This is a genomic window from Neobacillus paridis (genome assembly GCF_016765675.1).
GTDB lineage: Bacteria > Bacillota > Bacilli > Bacillales > Cytobacillaceae > Neobacillus > Neobacillus paridis.
Window position 1 is genome coordinate 622,219 of record NZ_JAESWB010000168.1, and the last position, 20,398, is coordinate 642,616.

Annotated in this window: 25 protein-coding genes; all 25 read left to right on the forward strand. The window is 42.0% G+C overall.

Going from position 1 to position 20,398, the window contains the following annotated elements:
• The first annotated feature begins 119 nt into the window (after nucleotides 1-119).
• The 25 genes from JK635_RS12005 (at nucleotide 120) to JK635_RS12125 (ending at nucleotide 20,273) form a co-directional block, all read left to right on the forward strand.
• The gene (locus JK635_RS12005; RefSeq protein WP_202654164.1) at nucleotides 120-1,019 is read left to right on the forward strand and encodes a hypothetical protein; all 900 of its coding nucleotides are present in this window, start codon (nucleotides 120-122) and stop codon (nucleotides 1,017-1,019) included.
• 285 nt (nucleotides 1,020-1,304) lie between these two features.
• A complete protein-coding gene (gene fliS, locus JK635_RS12010; protein WP_202654165.1) occupies nucleotides 1,305-1,673 on the forward strand; it encodes a flagellar export chaperone FliS in 369 nt (122 codons plus the stop codon).
• A gap of 15 nt (nucleotides 1,674-1,688) precedes the next feature.
• On the forward strand, nucleotides 1,689-2,039 hold the full coding sequence (locus tag JK635_RS12015; protein ID WP_202654166.1) for a flagellar protein FliT: 351 nt from the start codon (nucleotides 1,689-1,691) through the stop codon (nucleotides 2,037-2,039).
• Between the two features lie 202 nt (nucleotides 2,040-2,241).
• On the forward strand, nucleotides 2,242-2,577 hold the full coding sequence (locus JK635_RS12020; RefSeq protein ID WP_235888033.1) for a hypothetical protein: 336 nt from the start codon (nucleotides 2,242-2,244) through the stop codon (nucleotides 2,575-2,577).
• Between the two features lie 26 nt (nucleotides 2,578-2,603).
• On the forward strand, nucleotides 2,604-3,287 hold the full coding sequence (locus JK635_RS12025; RefSeq protein WP_202654168.1) for a glucosaminidase domain-containing protein: 684 nt from the start codon (nucleotides 2,604-2,606) through the stop codon (nucleotides 3,285-3,287).
• A gap of 158 nt (nucleotides 3,288-3,445) precedes the next feature.
• Nucleotides 3,446-3,847 (forward strand): flagellar basal body rod protein FlgB, encoded by a 402-nt coding sequence (gene flgB / locus JK635_RS12030; RefSeq protein WP_202654169.1) that lies wholly within the window; start codon nucleotides 3,446-3,448, stop codon nucleotides 3,845-3,847.
• Nucleotides 3,848-3,852: 5 nt separating this feature from the next.
• Entirely contained in the window at nucleotides 3,853-4,308 is a 456-nt protein-coding gene (flgC, locus tag JK635_RS12035) for a flagellar basal body rod protein FlgC (protein WP_202654170.1), read from the forward strand.
• An 11-nt stretch (nucleotides 4,309-4,319) separates the two neighbouring features.
• A complete protein-coding gene (gene fliE / locus JK635_RS12040; protein WP_202654171.1) occupies nucleotides 4,320-4,619 on the forward strand; it encodes a flagellar hook-basal body complex protein FliE in 300 nt (99 codons plus the stop codon).
• 190 nt (nucleotides 4,620-4,809) lie between these two features.
• Nucleotides 4,810-6,393, forward strand: coding sequence for a flagellar basal-body MS-ring/collar protein FliF (gene fliF, locus JK635_RS12045; protein WP_202654172.1), 1,584 nt, complete (start codon nucleotides 4,810-4,812; stop codon nucleotides 6,391-6,393).
• A gap of 6 nt (nucleotides 6,394-6,399) precedes the next feature.
• Complete coding sequence (gene fliG, locus JK635_RS12050; protein ID WP_202654173.1) at nucleotides 6,400-7,410, forward strand: flagellar motor switch protein FliG; 1,011 nt, start codon at nucleotides 6,400-6,402, stop codon at nucleotides 7,408-7,410.
• Nucleotides 7,391-8,218 carry a flagellar assembly protein FliH gene (gene fliH / locus JK635_RS12055; protein ID WP_202654174.1) on the forward strand — a complete coding sequence of 276 codons (828 nt, stop codon included), beginning with the start codon at nucleotides 7,391-7,393 and terminating at the stop codon, nucleotides 8,216-8,218. Before fliG ends, fliH begins: the two co-directional genes overlap by 20 nt.
• On the forward strand, nucleotides 8,202-9,521 hold the full coding sequence (fliI, locus tag JK635_RS12060) for a flagellar protein export ATPase FliI (RefSeq protein WP_202654175.1): 1,320 nt from the start codon (nucleotides 8,202-8,204) through the stop codon (nucleotides 9,519-9,521). The genes fliH and fliI overlap by 17 nt, the downstream gene beginning before the upstream one ends.
• Nucleotides 9,521-9,955, forward strand: a complete 435-nt coding sequence (locus JK635_RS12065; RefSeq protein WP_202654176.1) for a flagellar export protein FliJ — start codon at nucleotides 9,521-9,523, stop codon at nucleotides 9,953-9,955. Before fliI ends, JK635_RS12065 begins: the two co-directional genes overlap by 1 nt.
• Before the next feature lie 14 nt (nucleotides 9,956-9,969).
• Nucleotides 9,970-10,833, forward strand: coding sequence for a MotE family protein (locus JK635_RS12070; RefSeq protein WP_202654177.1), 864 nt, complete (start codon nucleotides 9,970-9,972; stop codon nucleotides 10,831-10,833).
• Nucleotides 10,834-10,859: 26 nt separating this feature from the next.
• Nucleotides 10,860-11,420, forward strand: a complete 561-nt coding sequence (locus JK635_RS12075) for a flagellar biosynthetic protein FliO (RefSeq protein ID WP_202654178.1) — start codon at nucleotides 10,860-10,862, stop codon at nucleotides 11,418-11,420.
• Nucleotides 11,421-11,424: 4 nt separating this feature from the next.
• Nucleotides 11,425-12,171, forward strand: a complete 747-nt coding sequence (gene fliP, locus JK635_RS12080) for a flagellar type III secretion system pore protein FliP (protein WP_202654179.1) — start codon at nucleotides 11,425-11,427, stop codon at nucleotides 12,169-12,171.
• Nucleotides 12,172-12,186: 15 nt separating this feature from the next.
• Entirely contained in the window at nucleotides 12,187-12,456 is a 270-nt protein-coding gene (fliQ, locus tag JK635_RS12085) for a flagellar biosynthesis protein FliQ (protein WP_202654180.1), read from the forward strand.
• Between the two features lie 9 nt (nucleotides 12,457-12,465).
• Entirely contained in the window at nucleotides 12,466-13,236 is a 771-nt protein-coding gene (gene fliR / locus JK635_RS12090; protein WP_202654181.1) for a flagellar biosynthetic protein FliR, read from the forward strand.
• A 2-nt stretch (nucleotides 13,237-13,238) separates the two neighbouring features.
• Nucleotides 13,239-14,333: a flagellar biosynthesis protein FlhB gene (gene flhB, locus JK635_RS12095; RefSeq protein WP_202654182.1), complete on the forward strand. Its 1,095-nt coding sequence runs from the start codon at nucleotides 13,239-13,241 to the stop codon at nucleotides 14,331-14,333.
• The gene (gene flhA / locus JK635_RS12100) at nucleotides 14,330-16,363 is read left to right on the forward strand and encodes a flagellar biosynthesis protein FlhA (protein WP_202654183.1); all 2,034 of its coding nucleotides are present in this window, start codon (nucleotides 14,330-14,332) and stop codon (nucleotides 16,361-16,363) included. The genes flhB and flhA overlap by 4 nt, the downstream gene beginning before the upstream one ends.
• A complete protein-coding gene (gene flhF, locus JK635_RS12105; protein ID WP_202654184.1) occupies nucleotides 16,360-17,787 on the forward strand; it encodes a flagellar biosynthesis GTPase FlhF in 1,428 nt (475 codons plus the stop codon). Before flhA ends, flhF begins: the two co-directional genes overlap by 4 nt.
• Nucleotide 17,788: 1 nt before the next feature.
• Nucleotides 17,789-18,670, forward strand: coding sequence for a MinD/ParA family protein (locus JK635_RS12110; protein ID WP_202654185.1), 882 nt, complete (start codon nucleotides 17,789-17,791; stop codon nucleotides 18,668-18,670).
• Between the two features lie 21 nt (nucleotides 18,671-18,691).
• The gene (locus tag JK635_RS12115; RefSeq protein ID WP_202654186.1) at nucleotides 18,692-19,081 is read left to right on the forward strand and encodes a hypothetical protein; all 390 of its coding nucleotides are present in this window, start codon (nucleotides 18,692-18,694) and stop codon (nucleotides 19,079-19,081) included.
• Nucleotides 19,082-19,128: 47 nt separating this feature from the next.
• A complete protein-coding gene (locus JK635_RS12120) occupies nucleotides 19,129-19,932 on the forward strand; it encodes a sigma-70 family RNA polymerase sigma factor (RefSeq protein ID WP_202654187.1) in 804 nt (267 codons plus the stop codon).
• Between the two features lie 26 nt (nucleotides 19,933-19,958).
• Nucleotides 19,959-20,273 (forward strand): hypothetical protein, encoded by a 315-nt coding sequence (locus JK635_RS12125; RefSeq protein WP_202654188.1) that lies wholly within the window; start codon nucleotides 19,959-19,961, stop codon nucleotides 20,271-20,273.
• Nucleotides 20,274-20,398 lie beyond the last annotated feature (125 nt).

The window sequence follows — 20,398 nt, forward strand, 5'->3', positions numbered from 1 at the left end:
GATTACACCCAAGAACGTCAGATTTGATACGAATTGTTTGCTAGTAGGACGAAGAGAGAATTCAAAAGACAGACGTTTTTATCATATCCAAGTAAATATTTAACAAAGGGGGCTTAAGAATGAGTTTGAAATCTGCCATATTTCAGCTGAAAGAAGCAATTATCCATCAAAAGGTCGGTCCATCAGAGGAGGATTTCATCAAACAACTGGAGACGGAGCACAAATTAAGAGGCGGCACACTACCATACTATTTTAATTTTTTGATGATGGTACAGTTGAATGATGAAATTACTAATCATTCATCTGGGGAGCAGAAGAAAATAAATCGTAAATGGACGAAGCATGAGATTGAATTTATGTTTCATTATATTAAGGAACGCCAGGAGGAAGGCGGTCTAAATATTACGGAATTGTTGGATGAGGTGGCACAGCTTTTGGATCGGGGCTATCAGTCTGTAAACTATAAATATTACTCTGCAATGAAATCAAAAGATAGAGAACAAGCCTCTGAAGTAAACGCCCATCGGATTACGACAATTTTCCAAGAACGGATTCCTGTCCTTTCGACAGAAGTCATTTGTGACCTTCCGCCAAAGTCCCCGGAAAAGCAAACCAGTCCTTTACCAAATGATGATTTACTTGATATTTTATCAGGATTAATCACGAACGTTCAAAAACTTCCAGGGATTAATTTGAATGAACTATTAAAAAGTTTATATCTGTTAACCAATATGGCGCTTCAAAATCAGGAAGCTGTTGAAAAAATGGATGAATTAAAGTCAGCGATCACAATGGAGAAAGAAACTTCGCGCGAAAAGGTGAAGAAGCTGGAGCAGCAATTATTTCAGGAGAAACAGCGGAATGACTCGTTACAATTGGAAGTTTCCAAATTGGCAAAGGAAATCTTGGCTTTTAACCAGCTAGGTGACGCTGCCAAAATTCAAAATTTGAAATCTTATAATCAAAGACTTAATTATATAATTGACGGCTTCGGTGTCGTTCTCCAGGTAGGAGGATAAGACCAGTCGATTAAAAGGTTATTCCAGGCGGGATAACCTTTTTTGGCAGATAGGAAAGTATAAAAACTTTCCTATTATGCATAAGGGCACTAAGGAAAGCTTCGCTAGTATTGGCATCGCAGCCCAAAAGTTAATCTTTTGGGCGAACTACGCCTCATGAATCGTCCTTTTGGGCTCGCCAATCGGCGAGTTTTCTTTAGCCTATTAACCTTTTAAAAGATTTATCCGATATACTATAATATAAGAAGATAAGAATGGATTTTGAAGGGAGTAGTGTTCAAGACAATGGCAAATCCATATCAAACCTATCAAAAACAAGCGGTCACAACCTCTAAACCGGAAGATTTGACGCTCATGTTGTATCAGGGAATGGTTAAATTTATCCGTCTATCAAAAATGGCACTTCAAAATAATCACTTGGAAGATTGTCATACATACAATTTAAGGGCACAGGATATATTAAGTGAGTTAATGGTGACACTGAAGATGGAATTTCCCATATCCGCGTCACTGCAGTCGATGTATGATTATATGAAATCCCGCCTAATTGAAGCCAATTTAAAAAAAGACCCTGCCATTCTCGAAGAAGTCGAAGGATATGCGGTAGAATTGACAGAAACATGGCAGGAAGCCATGAAGCAAGCAAAAAAATAGTTAAGGTCTGATACTATGATAAATGAGGTAATCGAAAAAATTTATTCCATCACTGAAGCGATGATGAAGATGGTAAGTACAGGAAATGACGAAGAGTATACCAAGCTATTAGATGAGCGAAACAAGCTGATGGAAACAGTGGATGCCCTGAAGGCCGCTGAACCGGGGTTTCAATATTCCTCTAAAGCTAAACAATACCTTGAGAAAACACTCAAACTCGATCAGGAAATGAGTTCCCTTATGAATAACGATTTGAATGCTATTCAAAAAGAAATTAAACAAATGGAATTGAAACGGCAGATCACCTCCAAATACCGTCCTTATTATAAACAAACAAATGGAGCTTTTATTGATTCGAAAAATTAATATGGAAATAAAAATGCGCATTCTGAACAATTTTTGACAAGAATGTGCATTTTTTATCATTATTTATCATTTTCTATCATTTTTTTCAGTATTGTTACAATTTTTTCATATACAATCGCGAAATAAAATTGCATAATATGTTTATAGTTAAAAATAAACGATGTATGAAATTGGGTTGCTAAAACTCAAAGATATTAATAATATGAAAAAAAGGAAGATTCCCATGACCCGGCAGCAATGGATGAAAGACAAACCAATACAGGGCAAGCTTTATCATTTTATTGATTACAAAAAGAAGCAGCCGTTTTTTCAACAGCCCATAAGGATTTTTATTGATGACCCGGTGATAAAATCCTATTTTATGATAAAAAATCTTGTTTATCGGGATAAGCAAATTCTGGTGTTGAAAACAGAGGAAGATCCTAGCACGATTGTTCTGGTAGAGGCGATCATTGAAGACGGCCAGCTGCTCTATCTTTCAATGCTTCCGGAAATGATTATGAAGGATTTATGTTCCTTGTTGGAAGAGTTGATTTGATATTCAATTAGAAAGGGTGCTTGTCAATGAAAATTGGTGATGATTGGTATACGAAATCATTGTTGATTGATACTTTATACCGAAATCAAAATATAACAACTCAGACCGAGAATCCAAGCTCGGATTTTGCCAACCTGTTCATGACCGTATTAAATAATTTATTAATGCAGTCCCAGGCACCATCAACTATTGCAGCACAAATCTATCCTGCATCTCCTGATACCGTAGATCTGGGCATTCCTTCTGTTGATCAAAATACTTCTAATTTGCTAACCGATATTCCCATTCAAAATGACTCTTTTCGGTTTAGCAATATCAGTGCAGAGAAGCTGAATCAAGAGCTGGATGGAAAACTGAAAGGGATGGGAGAAGTTTTTATCCGCGCTGGAAATTACTATAATGTCAACCCGGCATTATTGGCGGCTATCGCCCAGCATGAAACCGGAAATGGAACATCCCGGGCAGCAATGGAAAAAAACAATATTGCCGGCATGATGGGAATTAATGGCCTAAAATCATACGCTTCCGTAGAAGAGAGCATAATGGACATGGCGCGGAACATCAGTAAAAATTACATTGGCGAAGGATTAACGACGATTGCCAAAATGGGTGCAAAGTACGCTCCGGTTGGTGCTGCCAATGATCCTACCGGGTTAAACAATTATTGGGTGACCGGTGTAACCAAGTATTTTAATAAACTGACTGTGTAATGGAAACAAGGAAACCAATCCCAGTTGTCGGATTTCGTCGATAAAAAAAGTTGTCGATTTTACAACCTTAATATAGTATTATGGTGGAGTATATAGATTAATTTGATGGAAAATCAAAGTTTATCAAACAAGTAAGATTGTGAAGCGGGGTAATCTTTATGAGTAATATTAATCTCCTTCAGTCTGCCTTAAGTGCAGCAACTATGCGTCAACAGGCCATTTCTAATAATATAGCAAATGCTGAGACCCCTGGTTATAAAGAGAAAAAAGTAGTTTTTGAGGACGTATTAAAACAACATTTATCCAATCAATCAAATTCAACCAATTTTGTCGGTAATCGCACAGATTCCCGTCATTTTGTGATTGGTCAGCCTTCTGGGGTACCGGTTGCGAAAATTGTTGAAAATTCAAGCACAACGATGCAGAATAACGGAAATAATGTCGATGTTGATGAAGAAATGACAAATATGGGCAAAAACGCCATCTGGTATAACACTTTAGTGGAACAGGTCAATAGTGAGTTTCAGCAGTTATCCATTGCCATTAAAGGGAGGGTATAAAAATAATGTTTGATTCCTTAAATATTAGTGCATCGGCGTTAACAGCACAGCGTTTAAGAATGGATGTCACCTCCTCCAATATAGCCAATGCCTCGACAACCCGGGGGAAATTGGTGAACGGTCAATGGGAGCCCTATCGCCGAAAAATGGTTGTCATGGAACCAAGAGTCAACTCTTTTAATCAAGTTTTGCAGGGGCAATTGGAGAAACAAACACAACCGCAAACAAACCTGCAAGGGGTTAAGGTTACTGGGATTGTTGAAGATCAAACACCTTTCAAAATGGTCTATGACCCCACTAACCCGGATGCCAATGCAGATGGTTATGTTAATATGCCAAATGTTGATCTGTCAAAGGAAATGGTCGATATGCTAGCGGCGTCACGTGCCTATGAGGCCAATGTCACCTCGTTTAATACAGGGAAATCGATCATGTTAAAGGCCTTGGAAATCGGGCGTTAGGGGGAATTTAAATGAATGTTTCACAAATTAGTACGGGTGCAATCAAAATGAATCAAAATCCATTCCAAAAGGTGGATAACAATCAACCCTCCACTTCTTTTGCAAACGTCCTCAAGGGTTATTTAGATAATGTTGATGCGGCCGTGAAGCAGTCGTCTGACCTAGCTGCCAAAGCAGCTGCAGGAGAGATTGATAATGTACACGATGTGATGATTGCCTCTCAAAAAGCGAAATTAGCCTTGGAACTGACGGTGACGGTAAGAGATAAGGCTGTCGAAGCTTACCAAGAAATGATGCGGATGCAAATCTAAAGAATGATAGAAGCTTGGCGATAAGCGCCGGAGCTAATAAAAAGAAAAGCGGAGTTCGCATGCTTTTAACCTGACAAGCATAGAACACTTCGGAAACGAAGGCGTTCTGTGCTTTCATTCCGAAGTGGTTTTTAACTTATGGGGGATAGCGAACTAAGCCGGAAAAATGGAAAGCTGGGCAGGGTGAGAAATGAATCGATCATGGATAGATCAAATCAAAAAAACTAAAGAGAATATTAACCAATATTGGAAGGCAAGAAGCTCCAAACAAAAGTGGTTCATTATTGGAACCTTTTTAGTTCTTTTTATTGCCTTATCCACCTTTATTTTTGTGGCTTCTCGCCCGAAATATGTTCCTTTATATACGGGACAATTGACACAGCGGGAAATCGGGGATATCAAAGCTGAACTGGACAAGGAAGGATATACAAAGTATCAAATCTCGTCAAATGGGACGATGATTCAAGTTCCCAAAAAGGATGCACCAGATTTGATTGTCAGTCTCGCCTCAGCGGGGTATCCAAAAGATAATAAAATTAATTATGATATTTTCGGTCAAAATCTTTCTTTTGGAGCGACCGACAAACAATATGAAATCCTTGAGCGGGAAGCGATGCAAAATCAAGTGGCAAATGTACTGGAAAATGTCGATGGAATCAAAAATGCGGAAGTTATTTTGACGTTGCCCAAGAATTCCGTTTTTGTCCGCCAGGATGTTGAACAGAAAGCAAGTGCATCGGTCATGGTCGAGGTTGAACCTGGAGTAAAACTCAACTCCGGACAAATACGGGCACTCTACACATTAGTGTCACGCAGTGTACCCAATCTTCCTATTGAAAACATCACGATTATGAACCAGTACAGCGAAACCTATGACCTTAATAATGAAAGTGATGATCAGTCACTAACAAAATATGATGAACAACGAAAAATACAAAAAAATATTCAAGGTGATATTCAACAGGACCTGCAAAATTTGCTGGGTACGATCCTTGGTACCGATAAAGTCTATGTCCAAACCTTTGTTAAAATGAATTTTGATAAGGTGAAAACGGATGAAAAATTAGTCGAGCCGGCAAAAGACAGTAACAAAGGAATTGTTATCAGTTCGGAGAAGGATTATAAAACATACACCGGAAAAGGCGGCAGTGACGGCGGAGTGGTTGGCACGGGAGAAACGGATGTTCCTGGATATGCTGCCTCTAATTCCAGCGGTGACAGCAATTACGAGGAATCAAATGAAAAGGTTAATTATGAAATTAACCGGATCAATAAAGAGATTATCCAAAGTCCATATGCAATTGAAGATATTACGATTAATGTCGGGGTGGAACCGGATAATCCCAATACGAAGACACTGTCACAAGCAACACAGGATAGTATTCGAAATATTGTCTCGAATACTGTGCAAACAGCGCTTGGTCATCCCAATTTGACGCAGCAGCAAATTGATCAGCGGATCACAATTTTTCCGCATACGTTTCAAAAAAATACTTTGGCCAGCCAAAAGCAGCCGTTTAACTGGCTTTATCTGATTGCAGCCATCGCAGGCGTCCTGGTGATTGGCGGGCTGGTATGGTTCTTCTTGCGGCGGCGAAAACAAAATTCATTGGAACCGGAAGAAGAAGACATCATGATTAGCAAACCATTGGAAGAAATAACGTATTTTGAGGAAGATATGAGCGTTGAAAGCCAGTTGAAAAAATTGCTTGACCAAAGGCCTGAGGATTTTACCAAAGTGATCAAGACGTGGCTGCATGAAGAGGAGGCTTAAGATCCGATGGCAACTGGAATAAAATTAACCGGAAAACAAAAGGCAGCTATTTTGCTGATTTCGATGGGAAAAGAAGCTTCCTCAAAAGTGTTTAATCATATGTCAGAGGAAGAAATTGAACAGCTTACGCTGGCAATCGCCAATGTTAAAAAGGTTGACTCCAAAGAAAAAGAGGAAGTTTTAAAAGAATTTCATGAAATGTGCATTGCCAATGACTATCTGGCGATGGGCGGGATTACCTTTGCTCAGGATGTGCTTGAAACTGCTCTGGGCAGGGAACGGGCAAAACAAATTATTCAGAAATTAACGGTTCAGCTTGAGGTGAAACCGTTTGATTTTGCCCGCCGGGTGGATCCAATGCAGCTTTATCACTTTCTGCAAAATGAACATCCACAAACGATTGCCCTTGTCTTGGCGCATTTAGAGCCGCAGCAGGCATCAACCATTCTTTCGTCACTTCCGGAAGAACTGCAGGCAGATGTGGCCAGGAGAATCGCACAGTTTGAACAAACATCGCCGGATGTCATTAAAGAAGTGGAACAAATTCTTGAACAGAAATTATCGGCAACGATACGTAAAGACTTTAGTGTGGTCGGTGGTATTGAGTCGATTGTTGGCATTTTAAATGGGGTTGATCGCGGAACCGAGAAGAGTATTCTCGAAAACTTGGGCAGAAAACACAATGATTTAGTTGAAGAAATCAAGAAGCGGATGTTTGTCTTTGAGGATATTATCAATTTAGACCGCCGTGCGATACAGCGGGTTATTCAGGAAGTTGATAATCAAGATTTAATGCTAGCGTTGAAAGCATCCAGTCCCGAAGTCAAAAAAGTCATTTACGAAAATATGTCACAACGGATGGTCGAAAGTTTCGAAGAAGAAATGCAATATCTTGGACCTGTCAGGGTAAAGGATGTTGAAGAAGCACAAGGCAGAATTGTTTCTGTCATTCGCCACTTAGAGGATGCCGGTGAAATAATTATTGCACGGGGTGCTAATGATGGCATCATACTCTAAAATATTCAAAGCTGCGAACGTTTCGATCACGGATGAAGTTAAGGTGATTACTCCTGTTTATATCCCAGCTAACTCATCTATTTCAACCGATGCAGATGAGGCTGAAAAGGCGAATAGCCTCTCAAATTCCGACGCGAATCTCTTCATTCAGGAGGCTGAGGAAAAGGCCCAAGCTATCATTCAGGAGGCAAGAAATAAGGCTCAGGCGATCGAAACAGCAGCAGAAGAACGAATAAACCAGTGGTGGACGGAAAATAACCAGAAGCTTGAGGAAATGTCCTTGGCTGCCAAGGAGGAAGGGTTTCAGGCAGGCTATATTAGCGGACAGCAGGAAGCAACTGCCAAAGTTGAGCAAGCCTATCGTGAAAAATTGACTCAAGCAGGCGATATTTTACAGCAGGCCTACGAGCAAAAAAAAGCGATAATTTCTGAAGCGGAGCCTTTTCTACTGGAGCTGAGTACTGTCATTGCCAGTCAAATTATTAAACAAGAGTTAGAGGAATATCCCGATAAATTTATTGAACTCATTAAGCAGCATATTCTTCGTTTTAAGGAGAAAGAGCATATTACCATTTGTGTGAACCCAGATGACTATCCTTATATTCAATCGCAGCGCTCACATCTTATCTCTGTCGTGAACGGGGAAACCGAAATCAAGATCATCCCCGATTATTCCGTTGCTGCTAAAGGGTGTGTCATTCGAACGGAATATGGCAGCATTGATGCTCGGATTGACACACAAATGGAAGAGATCAAAAGGGCCCTCCTTGAGGCAAGGAAGGTGATGCAGCATGACACTGTCAGCTGAAGACTATGTAAAGGTTGTTCGCGGCATTGATCCGGTTCGGGTAAATGGAAAAATCACGCAAATCATCGGACTGACGATTGAATCACAAGGTCCTGATGTCAGGATTGGTGAACTGTGCTCCATCTATCCGACCCAGTCCGGACCGCCAATCCAGGCTGAAGTCGTTGGTATTCGAGGAAATAAAGTATTACTGATGCCTTTAGGGGAGGTTCAAGCGATCGGTCCCGGCTGTGATGTCGTTGCCAGCGGCAAGCCGATGACGGTGAAAGCGGGTCACCAATTGCTCGGCAGGATTCTCGACGGTTTGGGCCAGCCGATGGATGGCAAACCATTGCCACTGGGCTTGGAAGATGTCCCCATCAATGCCAAACCGCCTAATCCGCTCAGTCGTCCGCGAATTTGCGTCCCTTTAGAGGTGGGCGTAAGGACGATTGATGGCTTATTGACAATGGGAAAAGGACAAAGAATCGGGATTTTTGCCGGCAGCGGTGTGGGGAAAAGTACACTGCTTGGGATGGTTTCCCGAAATACGTCTGCGGATGTGAATGTAATTGCCCTAATCGGTGAAAGGGGACGCGAGGTCCTCGACTTTTTAGAGCAAAACTTAGGTCAGGAAGGGTTGAAAAAATCAGTGGTTGTCGTGGCGACATCTGATCAGCCGGCGCTGATCCGGATTAAAGGGGCCTTAACGGCAACCTCGATTGCCGAGTATTTTCGTGATCAAGGGAAAAACGTCCTCCTTGTCATGGACTCTGTTACCCGTTTCGCCATGGCCCAGCGGGAAGTCGGCTTAGCAATCGGCGAACCACCGACGACAAAAGGGTACACGCCATCCGTATTCGCGATGCTGCCGCAATTATTGGAACGGGCCGGTACGGGACCAAGAGGCTCAATATCAGCGATTTATACCGTTCTGGTTGACGGGGACGATATGAATGAACCGATTGCTGATGCCGCAAGAAGCATCTTAGATGGTCATATTGTGTTAAATCGGGCGATTGCTGCAAAAGGAATTTATCCGGCAATCGATGTATTAAACAGCGCCAGCCGGGTGATGACAGAAATCACTTCTGATGAACATTTGCAAGCCGCTAATCAGTTTAAAAAATTCCTCGCCGCCTATAATGAAGCCGAGGATTTAATCAATATCGGGGCCTATAAAAAGGGCTCAAACCGCGACATTGATCAGGCAATGCGGTTAAAGCCGATCATGGATAACTTTTTACGCCAGGGAATTTTTGAAGCTTCGCAGTTGGAGGATGCAAGGTCATTCCTAATTTCACAATTTGGAGCGATGAAGTGATGGCTTTTAAATTTTCATATCAAAAGGTACTGGATTTCAAAGAAAGAGAAAAGGAATTTGCCAAGCAGGAATATGGGTCAGTGAAACTCCGCCAGCTGGAGCTGGAAGAGCAGCTTGAAGGGTTGGCTGTGGAAAAAGACCAGGTATTTAATCAATACAATGATGTTGACCGCAAAAAAGTGTCTGACCTCCAAACCATCCAGCTGGAGATGGAACATGTAAACAAAAAAATGAAACAACTGCAGGCAAAGTCGGAGGAAATCCATTTAGAAGTCGAGCAAAAACACCAAGTGCTGATTGACAGGCTTCAGGAAGTAAAAATGTGGAATCAGTGGAGGGAAAAATCACAGGCTGCTTTTCAAAAACAACTGGATCAAAAGGAACAAGCTTTTCTCGATGAAATGGCTGTCCTGCGCTATTCCCAAAAGGTATGAGGAGCGAAATGCTGATGGAAGAAAAGAAGCATAGAAAACTAAAGTCATTTATTTTCTTTGGACTATTTCCAATACTTATTATGTTTATTTTAGGATTATTTTTATTTAACTGGCTAGGATTTCCTGTCTGGGAAACAGCACAAAAATGGGGAAATCAGGTTCCGGTTTTAAACTATCTAATACCTGACACTGCTTCTACTTCTTCAGTGGCGAACGATGATCGTCAAACGAAATTATGGAAAGAAAAATATAACCTCAGTCATGCTGATTTGAAAAAGGCAACCAAGGAAATCGACAGTTTAAATAACGAAGTAGATTCAATGCTGCAGCAGCTTGACAATATGAAAAAGACGAACAAACAATTAGAATTTCAACTGAAAGATCAAGCTAAACAAAACATTGCCGCCCAGCAAAAAAAGATCGCGGCTATCTATGAAAATATGTCCCCTTCAAAGGCTGCTTCTATCATTGAAGCGATGTCTGTGGAGGATGGCGCGATCACAATTTCGTCCCTTGACTCTGACCAGCAAAGCAGCATTCTTGCGGGTATGAAAGACACGAAACGGGCAGCCCAAATCACGATGCTGCTGAAAGAGATTGGCAATTTAAATACAGCCGATCCAAACTTATTAAAGCAGCAGCTGCAAGACGTGCTCCAAAGCCAGGATGATCCGGCTGCATCATTGGCCGATACCATTGCAGCGATGCCTCCTGCCCAAGCTGCCATGCTGATTCAATCGATGATGAAATCAAACGCGCAAACGGCCATGGCACTGATGAAAAAAATGAACACGAACAGTCGTTCACAAGTTCTAACGGAAATATCTAAAAAAGACGCTGGACTGGCAGCACAAATTTCCGTGAATTTAGAGAAATAGAATGGACTCCAAGGAAGGAGAAAATCATGAAACGCATCATGTTATTATTAGCTTTTGTTGTTAATTTCGTATCCTATCAACCTTACATACTCGCAGCGGAGTACAGCGCCGCAGGCGAACCTTCCGTCTATGACACTATCCAGAAGGGGGATCAGTCATCTAAGCCTTCATCTAGTACTGTCAAAGATAGTGGATCTTCTATTTTCTCCTTATTTATCAAATTTTTCATATCGTTCGTGTTTGTTATCTTTTTACTGTTTGTTTTATTACGTTACTTAGCCAAACGCAACCGTCAATTGCCGGCAAACGGCCCGATTATCCCTTTAGGGGACTATCCATTGGGCAATAATCGATCCTTACAAATTTTGCTAATTGGACAGACCATCTATGTGGTTGGGGTTGGAGAAACGGTTACCCTGCTGCGAACCATCTCCCAGGGAGAGGAGTATCAGCATTTGCTGGAAAACCTCGAAGATGTAGTGGAAGAGGTTCCGTCGAAGTGGCTGCCTGAAGATACTAAGAAAATTTGGAATAACGTTTTTCAAAAGCAGCTGCAAAATATCAAGAAACACCGTGGAGGGGAGTAAGAAAATGTGGCGTAAGTTAGCTTTTCTCGTTCCTCTGTTAACCATTGGCTTTATCACTGCCGCCCATGCAGCGGGACCAGCAAGTACGATTCTACCGGGACTTGATTTAGGTTCGAATGATCCCGATAAAGTCTCCAATACGGTGCGAATTATTCTCTTAATCACGGTATTGTCGATTGCACCGGCCATGCTGGTGTTAATGACTTGTTTTACCCGAATTGTGGTCGTGCTCAGCTTTGTCCGCAACGCCCTTGGAACACAGCAGATACCGCCAAACCAAGTATTGATTGGCCTGGCTCTTTTTATGACGTTTTTTATTATGGGACCGACATTTTCGCAGATTAATAATCATGCGTTCCAGCCGTTTATGGCCGGAAAAATCAGCCAGGAGCAGGCCTTTAAAGCCGCCAGTGACCCATTAAAAGAATTTATGACCAAGAGCACACGAGAAAAGGACCTGGCTCTGTTCTTGGATTATGCCAAGATCAAGAAACCAAAAACAGTGGAAGATATTCCCTTAAGAGCACTTGTGCCAGCGTATGCAATCAGTGAATTAAAATCAGCTTTCCAAATGGGATTTATGATTTTTGTACCATTCCTGGTAATTGATATGATCGTTTCCAGTGTCTTGATGTCAATGGGGATGATGATGCTGCCGCCAGTTATGATCTCACTGCCATTTAAGATCTTATTATTCGTTCTTGTAGATGGATGGTATTTGATTGTTGAATCCCTGCTCAAGAGTTTTTAAAGGAAGTGATTTGTGATGTCCACTGAATTAATCTTGCGGATTGCCCAGGAGGCAATTTACACGATTCTCATCGTGATTGCGCCCGTTGCAGGTGTTGCCTTGGCAGTCGGCCTATTAGTCAGTATTTTTCAAGCAGCTACCCAGATTCAGGAGCAGACGCTGGCCTTTATCCCAAAAATTATTGCTGTTTTTTTGACGATTCTTGTCTGTGGGGCGTGGATGTTGCGGTATGTCGTTGATTTCACCGAGCATTTGTTGGGAAATCTTTCTCAATTTATAGGGTAGGTGAAAATAATGGATGCTTCCTATTGGTGGAGTCTGCTGCTAATCTTTGTTCGCATTGCTTCATTTATGGTGACGGCCCCGTTATTTTCGGGACGGCAGATCCCCAATGCTTATAAAATTGGTCTCAGTGCGATACTCGGAATTCTTTGTGTCGGATTGCTTAAGGAACCGCTCGCTTCATTGCCGCTGTCGGTGCTGATGCTGTTAATTCTGAAGGAATTTTTTGTCGGTATTGTTTTGGGGTTTACCGCAACCATTTGGATTTCCGCTGTGCATGTAGCCGGAAATATTTTAGATATGCAAATTGGTTTTTCAATGGCCAGTCTGTTTGACCCCAGCTTCGGGACAACTACTCAGCTTACCGGCCGTTTAAAATATATTTTAGCGATTTTATTCTTATTATCGACGAATGGACATCACCTGCTGATTCAAGGAATTTTATCGAGCTTTGATTGGATAGCGATAAAAAGTACCATTCCTGCCTGGTCGGATGGGCGTTTGTCGTTGTTTATTCTCGATTGTGTCAAACAAATGTTTATGATTGGCTTCATGATGGCCGCTCCGATCTTAGGGGCGATGTTTTTGGCGGATGTAGCTTTTGGAATTCTCGCTAAGACGGTTCCACAGATGAACATTTTCACCGTGGCTCCGCCGGTAAAAATTTTATTGCACTTTTTACTTTATATTTTTCTTTTACCTGGTTTCTTTTATCTGGTGAATATCCTGTTTGAAAATATGTTTGACTCAATGTCTTCGATCTTGAAAATAATGGGGGCGTAGGCATGCTGCTTCATTTGGATTTACAGCTTTTTTCAGGTGAAAAAACAGAAAAGGCAACGCCCACGAAACGCCGCGAGGTTCGCAAGAAAGGGCAGATTGCCAAAAGCATCGAAATCTCTTCGGCCTTTACACTGTTATTTTCCTTCGCCTGTTTAATGGTTTGGGGAAAAAGTTTCATCGAAGGCTGCTTAGATATCTACCGGCATACTTATCGTGAATATCTGCTCTGGGATCTTTCCATTTCCAGCACTAAGCTATTATTCAACCAATTACTGCTGGATGCCGTAAAAATAATTGCTCCTATCCTGCTCGTTGTGCTGATTGTCGGAATTGCCACCAACTTGATGCAGGTAGGGTTCATGTTTAATTTTTCACTGATCAAAGTGGACTTTAAAAAGCTGGACCCGCTGCAAGGCTTGAAACGATTGTTCTCGCTAAGATCACTGGTCGAATTGATAAAATCAATTTTGAAGATTACGATTGTCGGTGTCGTTGTTTTTGTGGTGATTTGGCAAAAAAAGAACGACTTTCTCGTTCTTGGAGAAAAAAATATTTGGGATGTTTCCAGTTTTATAGCTTCGTTGATTCTGCAAATCGGCTTGGCCGCATCGGCTGCTTTACTTGTTCTGGCGGTAGGCGACTTTATCTATCAAAAATATAGTTTTGAGAAGAAAATCCGGATGTCCAAGCAAGAAATTAAAGATGAGTTTAAAAAGATGGAAGGGGATCCGGTGATCAAAGGGAAAAGGCGGGCGATTCAGCGGCAAATGGCAATGAATCAAATGATTCGCGAAGTGCCAAAGGCTGATGTTGTCATTACCAACCCGACCCACTTTGCGGTCGCCATCCGCTACGATATCAAGACGATGGATGCACCGCAAGTAATCGCCAAAGGCCGGGACTATATTGCCTTAAAGATTAAAGAGGTTGCCAAGGAACATAAGGTCACGATTGTCGAAAACCGCCCTTTGGCACGGGCGTTGTTTGCCGCGGTGGAGATCGGCGAGACGATCCCCGAGGAGCTGTTCAACGCAGTTGGTGAAATTTTGGCTTATGTATACTATCAAGATGGCCGTTATAAGGGGATGATGACATGAAGACAAAAGATTTATCAGTATTAGTGGTAGTAATTTTGATTGTCGCCATGATGATCATCCCGCTGCCGACCATTTTGCTGGATTTTTTGTTAATCTGTAATATTTCGATTTCATTAATGATTTTACTAGTCGCGATGAATACAAAAGAGGCCTTGGAGTTTTCTATTTTTCCAACCGCCTTGCTATTGACGACGTTATTTCGGCTGGCATTGAATGTTTCGACAACCCGTTCCATCCTGTCCAAGGCAGATGGGGGCCGGGTCATCGAGACCTTTGGTTCCTTTGTTATCGGGGGAAGCCCGGTTGTTGGTTTCGTTGTCTTCCTAATTCTTGTCGTCATCCAGTTTATCGTCATTACCAAGGGCTCGGAAAGGGTTGCTGAAGTAGCGGCTCGGTTCACCCTCGATGCCATGCCTGGTAAACAAATGAGTATCGATGCCGATATGAATGCCGGGTTAATCAGTGAGCAAGAGGCGAGAATGCGCCGCCGTAAGATTGAGCAGGAGGCCGATTTTTACGGGGCGATGGATGGTGCCAGTAAATTTGTCAAAGGGGATGCGATCGCCGGGATTGTCATTCTGTTAATCAACGTCATCGGCGGTTTTATCATTGGAATGGTCATCCACGGGATGGGGTTCGCGGAATCTGCCAGTACCTTCACACTGTTGTCTGTCGGTGATGGACTCGTCAGTCAGGTTCCAGCCTTGTTGATTTCCACGGCAACCGGTATAACCGTTACCCGCGCTGCCTCGGAAGGAAATTTAGGATCAGATATTATTAAACAGGTGTTTAGTTATCCAAAACTGCTCTATATCGTTGCAGGGACGATTATGCTCTTGGGCCTGCTGACACCGATTGGCCTGCTTTTGACAATACCCGTTGGTTTGCTGCTGATCTTGGGCGGGTTATCGATTCAGAGGACTGCGAAACAGGATGAGCTGATGAGCGAGGAATTGGAAAAGGCGGAAATGGAAGAAGATATCCGCAGTCCTGAGAAGGTTGTCAATTTGCTCCAGCTGGATCCTTTGGAACTCGAAATTGGCTATGGGCTAATCCCCTTGGCAGATCAAAAGCAAGGCGGCGATATTCTAGACCGGATTGTGATGATTCGGCGGCAGTTTGCAATTGAGTTAGGATTGATCATTCCAACGATCCGGATCCGTGATAATTTGCAATTACCGGCCAATCAATATGTGTTAAAATTCCGAGGGAGTAAGATTGCTTCTGGGGAAGTGTATCTTGATCACTTTCTCGCGATGATCCAAGGAGAGGATGCTGAGACAATAGAAGGCATTCGCGTCGTTGAGCCGGCGTTTGGACTTCCGGCAGTGTGGGTTACCGCAGAAGAAAAACAGCGAGCCGAATTGATGGGCTATATGATTGTCGATCCGCCGTCGGTGATTGCCACCCATTTAACAGAGGTGCTGAAGCAGTACGCTCACGAGCTGCTGCATCGTGAAGAAACTCAGGAATTAATTGATAATCTGAAAGAAACACATCCGAATCTTGTCAATGAACTTGTCCCAGCTCTATTGTCGGTCGGCGATATTCAGAAAGTGCTGCAAAGTCTGCTGCGTGAACAAATCTCGATTCGCGACTTGGCGGCAATTTTTGAAACATTGGCCGATTACGCAGTTTACACCAAGGATTCAAAGGTGTTAACCGAATATGTTCGGCAGTCATTAACCCGGCAGATAACCGAGCAATACGCCGATCAAGGCGTCATTCATGTTTTAACAGCCGGTGCCTCATTAGAAAAGGGAATTTCCGATAGTATCCAGCAAACCGAAACGGGGGCTTACTACCTATCGGTGGATCCGCAATTATCGCGCAGGATTACTGAAGAACTGCAGGTTCAAATTGAACGGGTGATGAAATCCGGCGGTCAGCCGATTTTTCTTACCTCACCATCGATTCGAATGTATTTAAAGCAATTTGTTGATAAAATAATGCCGACAGTACCTGTTCTATCCTATACGGAACTGGAGCCTGACATTGAGATTCAAAGTATTGGAGTGGTGAACATATGAAAACAAAAAAAATCGTCGCAGATTCCATCCCTCTTGCTTTAAAAATGGTCCGCCAACAATTGGGCGATAATGCCATTATTGTCAATACCCGGGCGATAAAATCCGGCGGCCTATTTGGCTTTTTTGCCAAACAAAAATTCGAGGTAACTGCTTATTCCATGGACCAAGACCCTCCACAGGCGGCACGAAATGTTTCGATGGACATGGAAAATGAAAAACCGCTTATCGAGAGTACCTCGAAAACAGCAGTTAAGCCGATAGAAGAGACGAATTTTTCAGATGAGCAAAAGCGCAAAATAATAAACGATGTGCTTGTCAAAAGAAGTATTCACCATACCAATCTCGAGGGTGTAAATTCAAAGGGGATCAATGAATCCGATAATAACGGGTTACCGGCAGCAAATCAAAGCCAAAGCAGTGAAGCAACAGGCTCTGGCTTTCATAAGAAGCCGCAAATGTTGTACCAATATTATTCCCAGAATGCAGACAGCGAGAAAGAAAAAACTGTCGCTCCTCCCAAAGCGAAACCAGCAGAACCTGACCATCTTCTTGATGAATTAAAGAGTCTCAAGAATATGATGATGGTCTTTATGACGGGGGAAAAGCAGGGTAATGGTCCGACGGCCCGCTTTGCCAAATGGATAAACCGGCTGAAACAACAAGGTGTGACTGAATCGGTTCTGGAAGCTATTGTGATCCAAACGGTTAATGCCATGATCGAAAAGTTTGGCTCTCTGAATGCAGCAACGGATGAGGCTATTGAACAAGAAATGATTTCCATTGTTCAGGGAATGATTGAAAGACGAACCCCAAAGTCCAACGTCCTTCCAGAAGATGTCCGGCTGATTAACATTATTGGTCCAACCGGTGTTGGCAAAACAACGACAATTGCCAAATTAGCGACGGAACAAATCCTCAAACAAAAGCGCCAGGTTGCCATGATTACGACAGACGTCTACCGTATCGCCGCGGTCGAACAGCTGAAAACATATGCTGGTATTTTGAATGTACCGATAGAAGTGGCCCGGTCACGCGAAGAATTGGATCAGGTACTGATGAAATTAAAGCATTTCGACCTTATTTATATGGATACGACCGGACGAAATTTTAAGGATGAAAAAAATCGCGAGTCCATCAATGAATTTTTACATCATCCATTAATAAGTGATAATTATTTGGCCTTGAGCCTGACCACAAAGTATGAGGACTTACAATATTTATTGAATGAGTTTTTGGAAAGTCCCGTTAATAAATTGATTTTAACAAAACTTGATGAGACCTCCAGTTATGGTTCAATCCTGAATATTGCCTACCACTATCCATATGAAATTACGTATCTTACAAATGGACAAAGTGTGCCGGAAGATATTACCACAATCGATCCAGCAATGCTTGCGAACTCGTTGGTAGGAGATGAACGTTAATATGGATCAGGCTGAAAGTCTAAGAGAATATATGCACCGCCATCAAGTGCAGCAAGAAAAGAAACACAATTCACGGATGATTACGATTGCAAGCGGAAAGGGCGGGGTAGGTAAGTCGAATTTCACGTTAAACTTTGCCCTGGCATTAAAATCAATCGGGAAAAAGGTTGTTATCCTTGATTTGGATTTATCCACTGCCAATATTGATATTCTAATGGGGGCCTCCTCGTCAGGAAACAGCCTGGCCGACGTGCTCCACAAACGTAAATATTTATTTGATTGTATTGAAAAAGGTACCGGGGGAATTGATTATATTACCGGAGGATTGGAACTTCAAGACCTGTTACTGTTAGATCATGAGAATCAGGTGTTTTTCATGAACCAAATTCAAGAGCTAAATTCCTATGCCGATTTTATTTTACTTGATACCGGTGCAGGAATTTCCAAGATTCTCGTTGATTTTATTATCGCTTCTGATGAAACCATTTTGGTGACGACACCGGAACCGACTTCCATTGCAGATTCCTATTCGGTCATGAAAACCGTCCTCCAATACACCAGCCAAGCCCCGAAATTTCGCTTGGTGGTAAATCGGGCGCGATCCTATCGTGAAGCAATTGATACCTCAAGAGCATTAAAAAATGCCTGTTCCGTTTTTCTAAAAATGGGCTTGAATACGTTAGGATTTTTGATGGAAGATGCTCATGTTCAGAAGGCCGTCCGGTCACAATCACCTTTTTATCTTTCATACCCTAACTGCGAAGCTTCGAAAAACATGAAACAAATTATGTATACCTTTTTACCTGACATGGAAGTCAATTCACCTGTCCCGATAAAAGGTGTCCGCGGATTTTTTGAAAAAATGTTGTCTCTAAGAAAATAGTTTTAAAGGGTGGGCGAAAAAATGAGCGGAAGTTGGAGAATTAACGCGATTTTGGGGCTGACCGCATTTATTTTGAGTTTTGTTTTGTCATTTGTTAATAATACATGGCAGACGTCCTTATTTCGGGCGGTCATCGGCTTTGTTCTGTTCTTTATCTTCGGTTATTTGCTGCGGATGATTTTCCAGCAAATGACCTCTAGGAAAAGCGGTGATAAACTTCCGCCACAAACAATGAACCAGCCATATAGTGCCAAAGCGAACGCTGCCAAACAGTCCCATTCACAGTGGCAAGAAGCTGTGAATGGAAAGGGAAAATCCAAGGCCCCAGAGGTTTCCAAAGAGAATGCCCACTTTCAAGCTATTTCTTTGGAGGCTTTACATACCAAGAAGGGGTCAAATGAGTCTAAATAAATTTCCTTTCACTTCACTTTGAACCTTTAAGCAAGGAGGGATAAACGTTGAAATCGGCTATAAATGACATCAATTCCAATAACCTTTTATGGAGAAAATTCCAGGAAAACCAAGATTCAACTGTCCAGGAAAAACTGGTAAAGCAATATTCCCATTTAGTTGAACGAATGGCCAATAAACTGAGTCTTACGATTCCGCAACGTATTATCCCGAAGGAGGATCTACTCGGGTTAGGCTTTATTGGATTAATTGAAGCAATCAGAAATTTTGATTACACGAAAGGATACCAATTTGAAACCTATGGTTTATGGCGGATTAAGGGGGCAATGTTGGATGGCATCCGTAAAATGGATTGGATTCCGCGCAGCTTAAGGGAAAAAACAAAAGCTGTGAACAAAGCTATTCGGGAATTGGAACAAACCTTGTTAAGAACACCAACCGAAGAGGAACTGGCAGACTATTTGAATCTTTCCGTTGAGGATGTCGATGTAACGATGTCGGCCTTATCCTTTTCCACACTGCTCTCGCTTGATGAACCGATGAATGACCATGAAGAGGAAGGAAAGCAGCAGAGCCGGTTGGATTTTCTGCATGATGATCAGCCTAATCCTCAGGAACAGCAAATCCAAATGGCTGAATTCCGGAAAATAATGGCCGAATGTATTGATGAAATGCCGGAGAATGAACGGTTGGTTCTAACTTTATTATATTACGAAGGTCTAACCCAAGTGGAAATCGCCGATGTGCTAAACTTGACGAAGGGGCGGATTTCACAAATCCATTCCAAGGCGATTGTCCGTCTGCGCAGAAAATTTGAAACGATGGGCTATTCTTTTCAATCGTTTGTTTAGCCAGCAACAAGTGAGGTGGTATCCCTATGCGATTTAGCATTGAAAACCGGGAATTTAAACGATTTGTTTTTAGAAATCCGATTCATGGTTTCATTGAGCCGACAATCCCATACAATGGTAAAACAAAAAAAAACATTTGGATTGTCGATATGAGTGCTGGCGGCCTTAAATATGTCAGTGATTTTGAGTTTGGGGTAAATTTTATTGACATGTATCAAATCCAAATGACATTGGAGAACAGTGAGCTACTTCTTTTTGGAAAAATTATTAGAAAAAAGAAGTTATCGAACAACCTCTGTGAATACTCGGTTAAATTTGACTTTGATTATCACTCAAACTAAGCAATGAAACTGCCAGTAAATGAAATTTTTTGCAATTTTTTTTGAATCCTGGTGTATTATCATATATAATTTCGATTAGGGTCAATTTCTTTATTGATCTTTATACTTTAAACGATTGGGAGTAG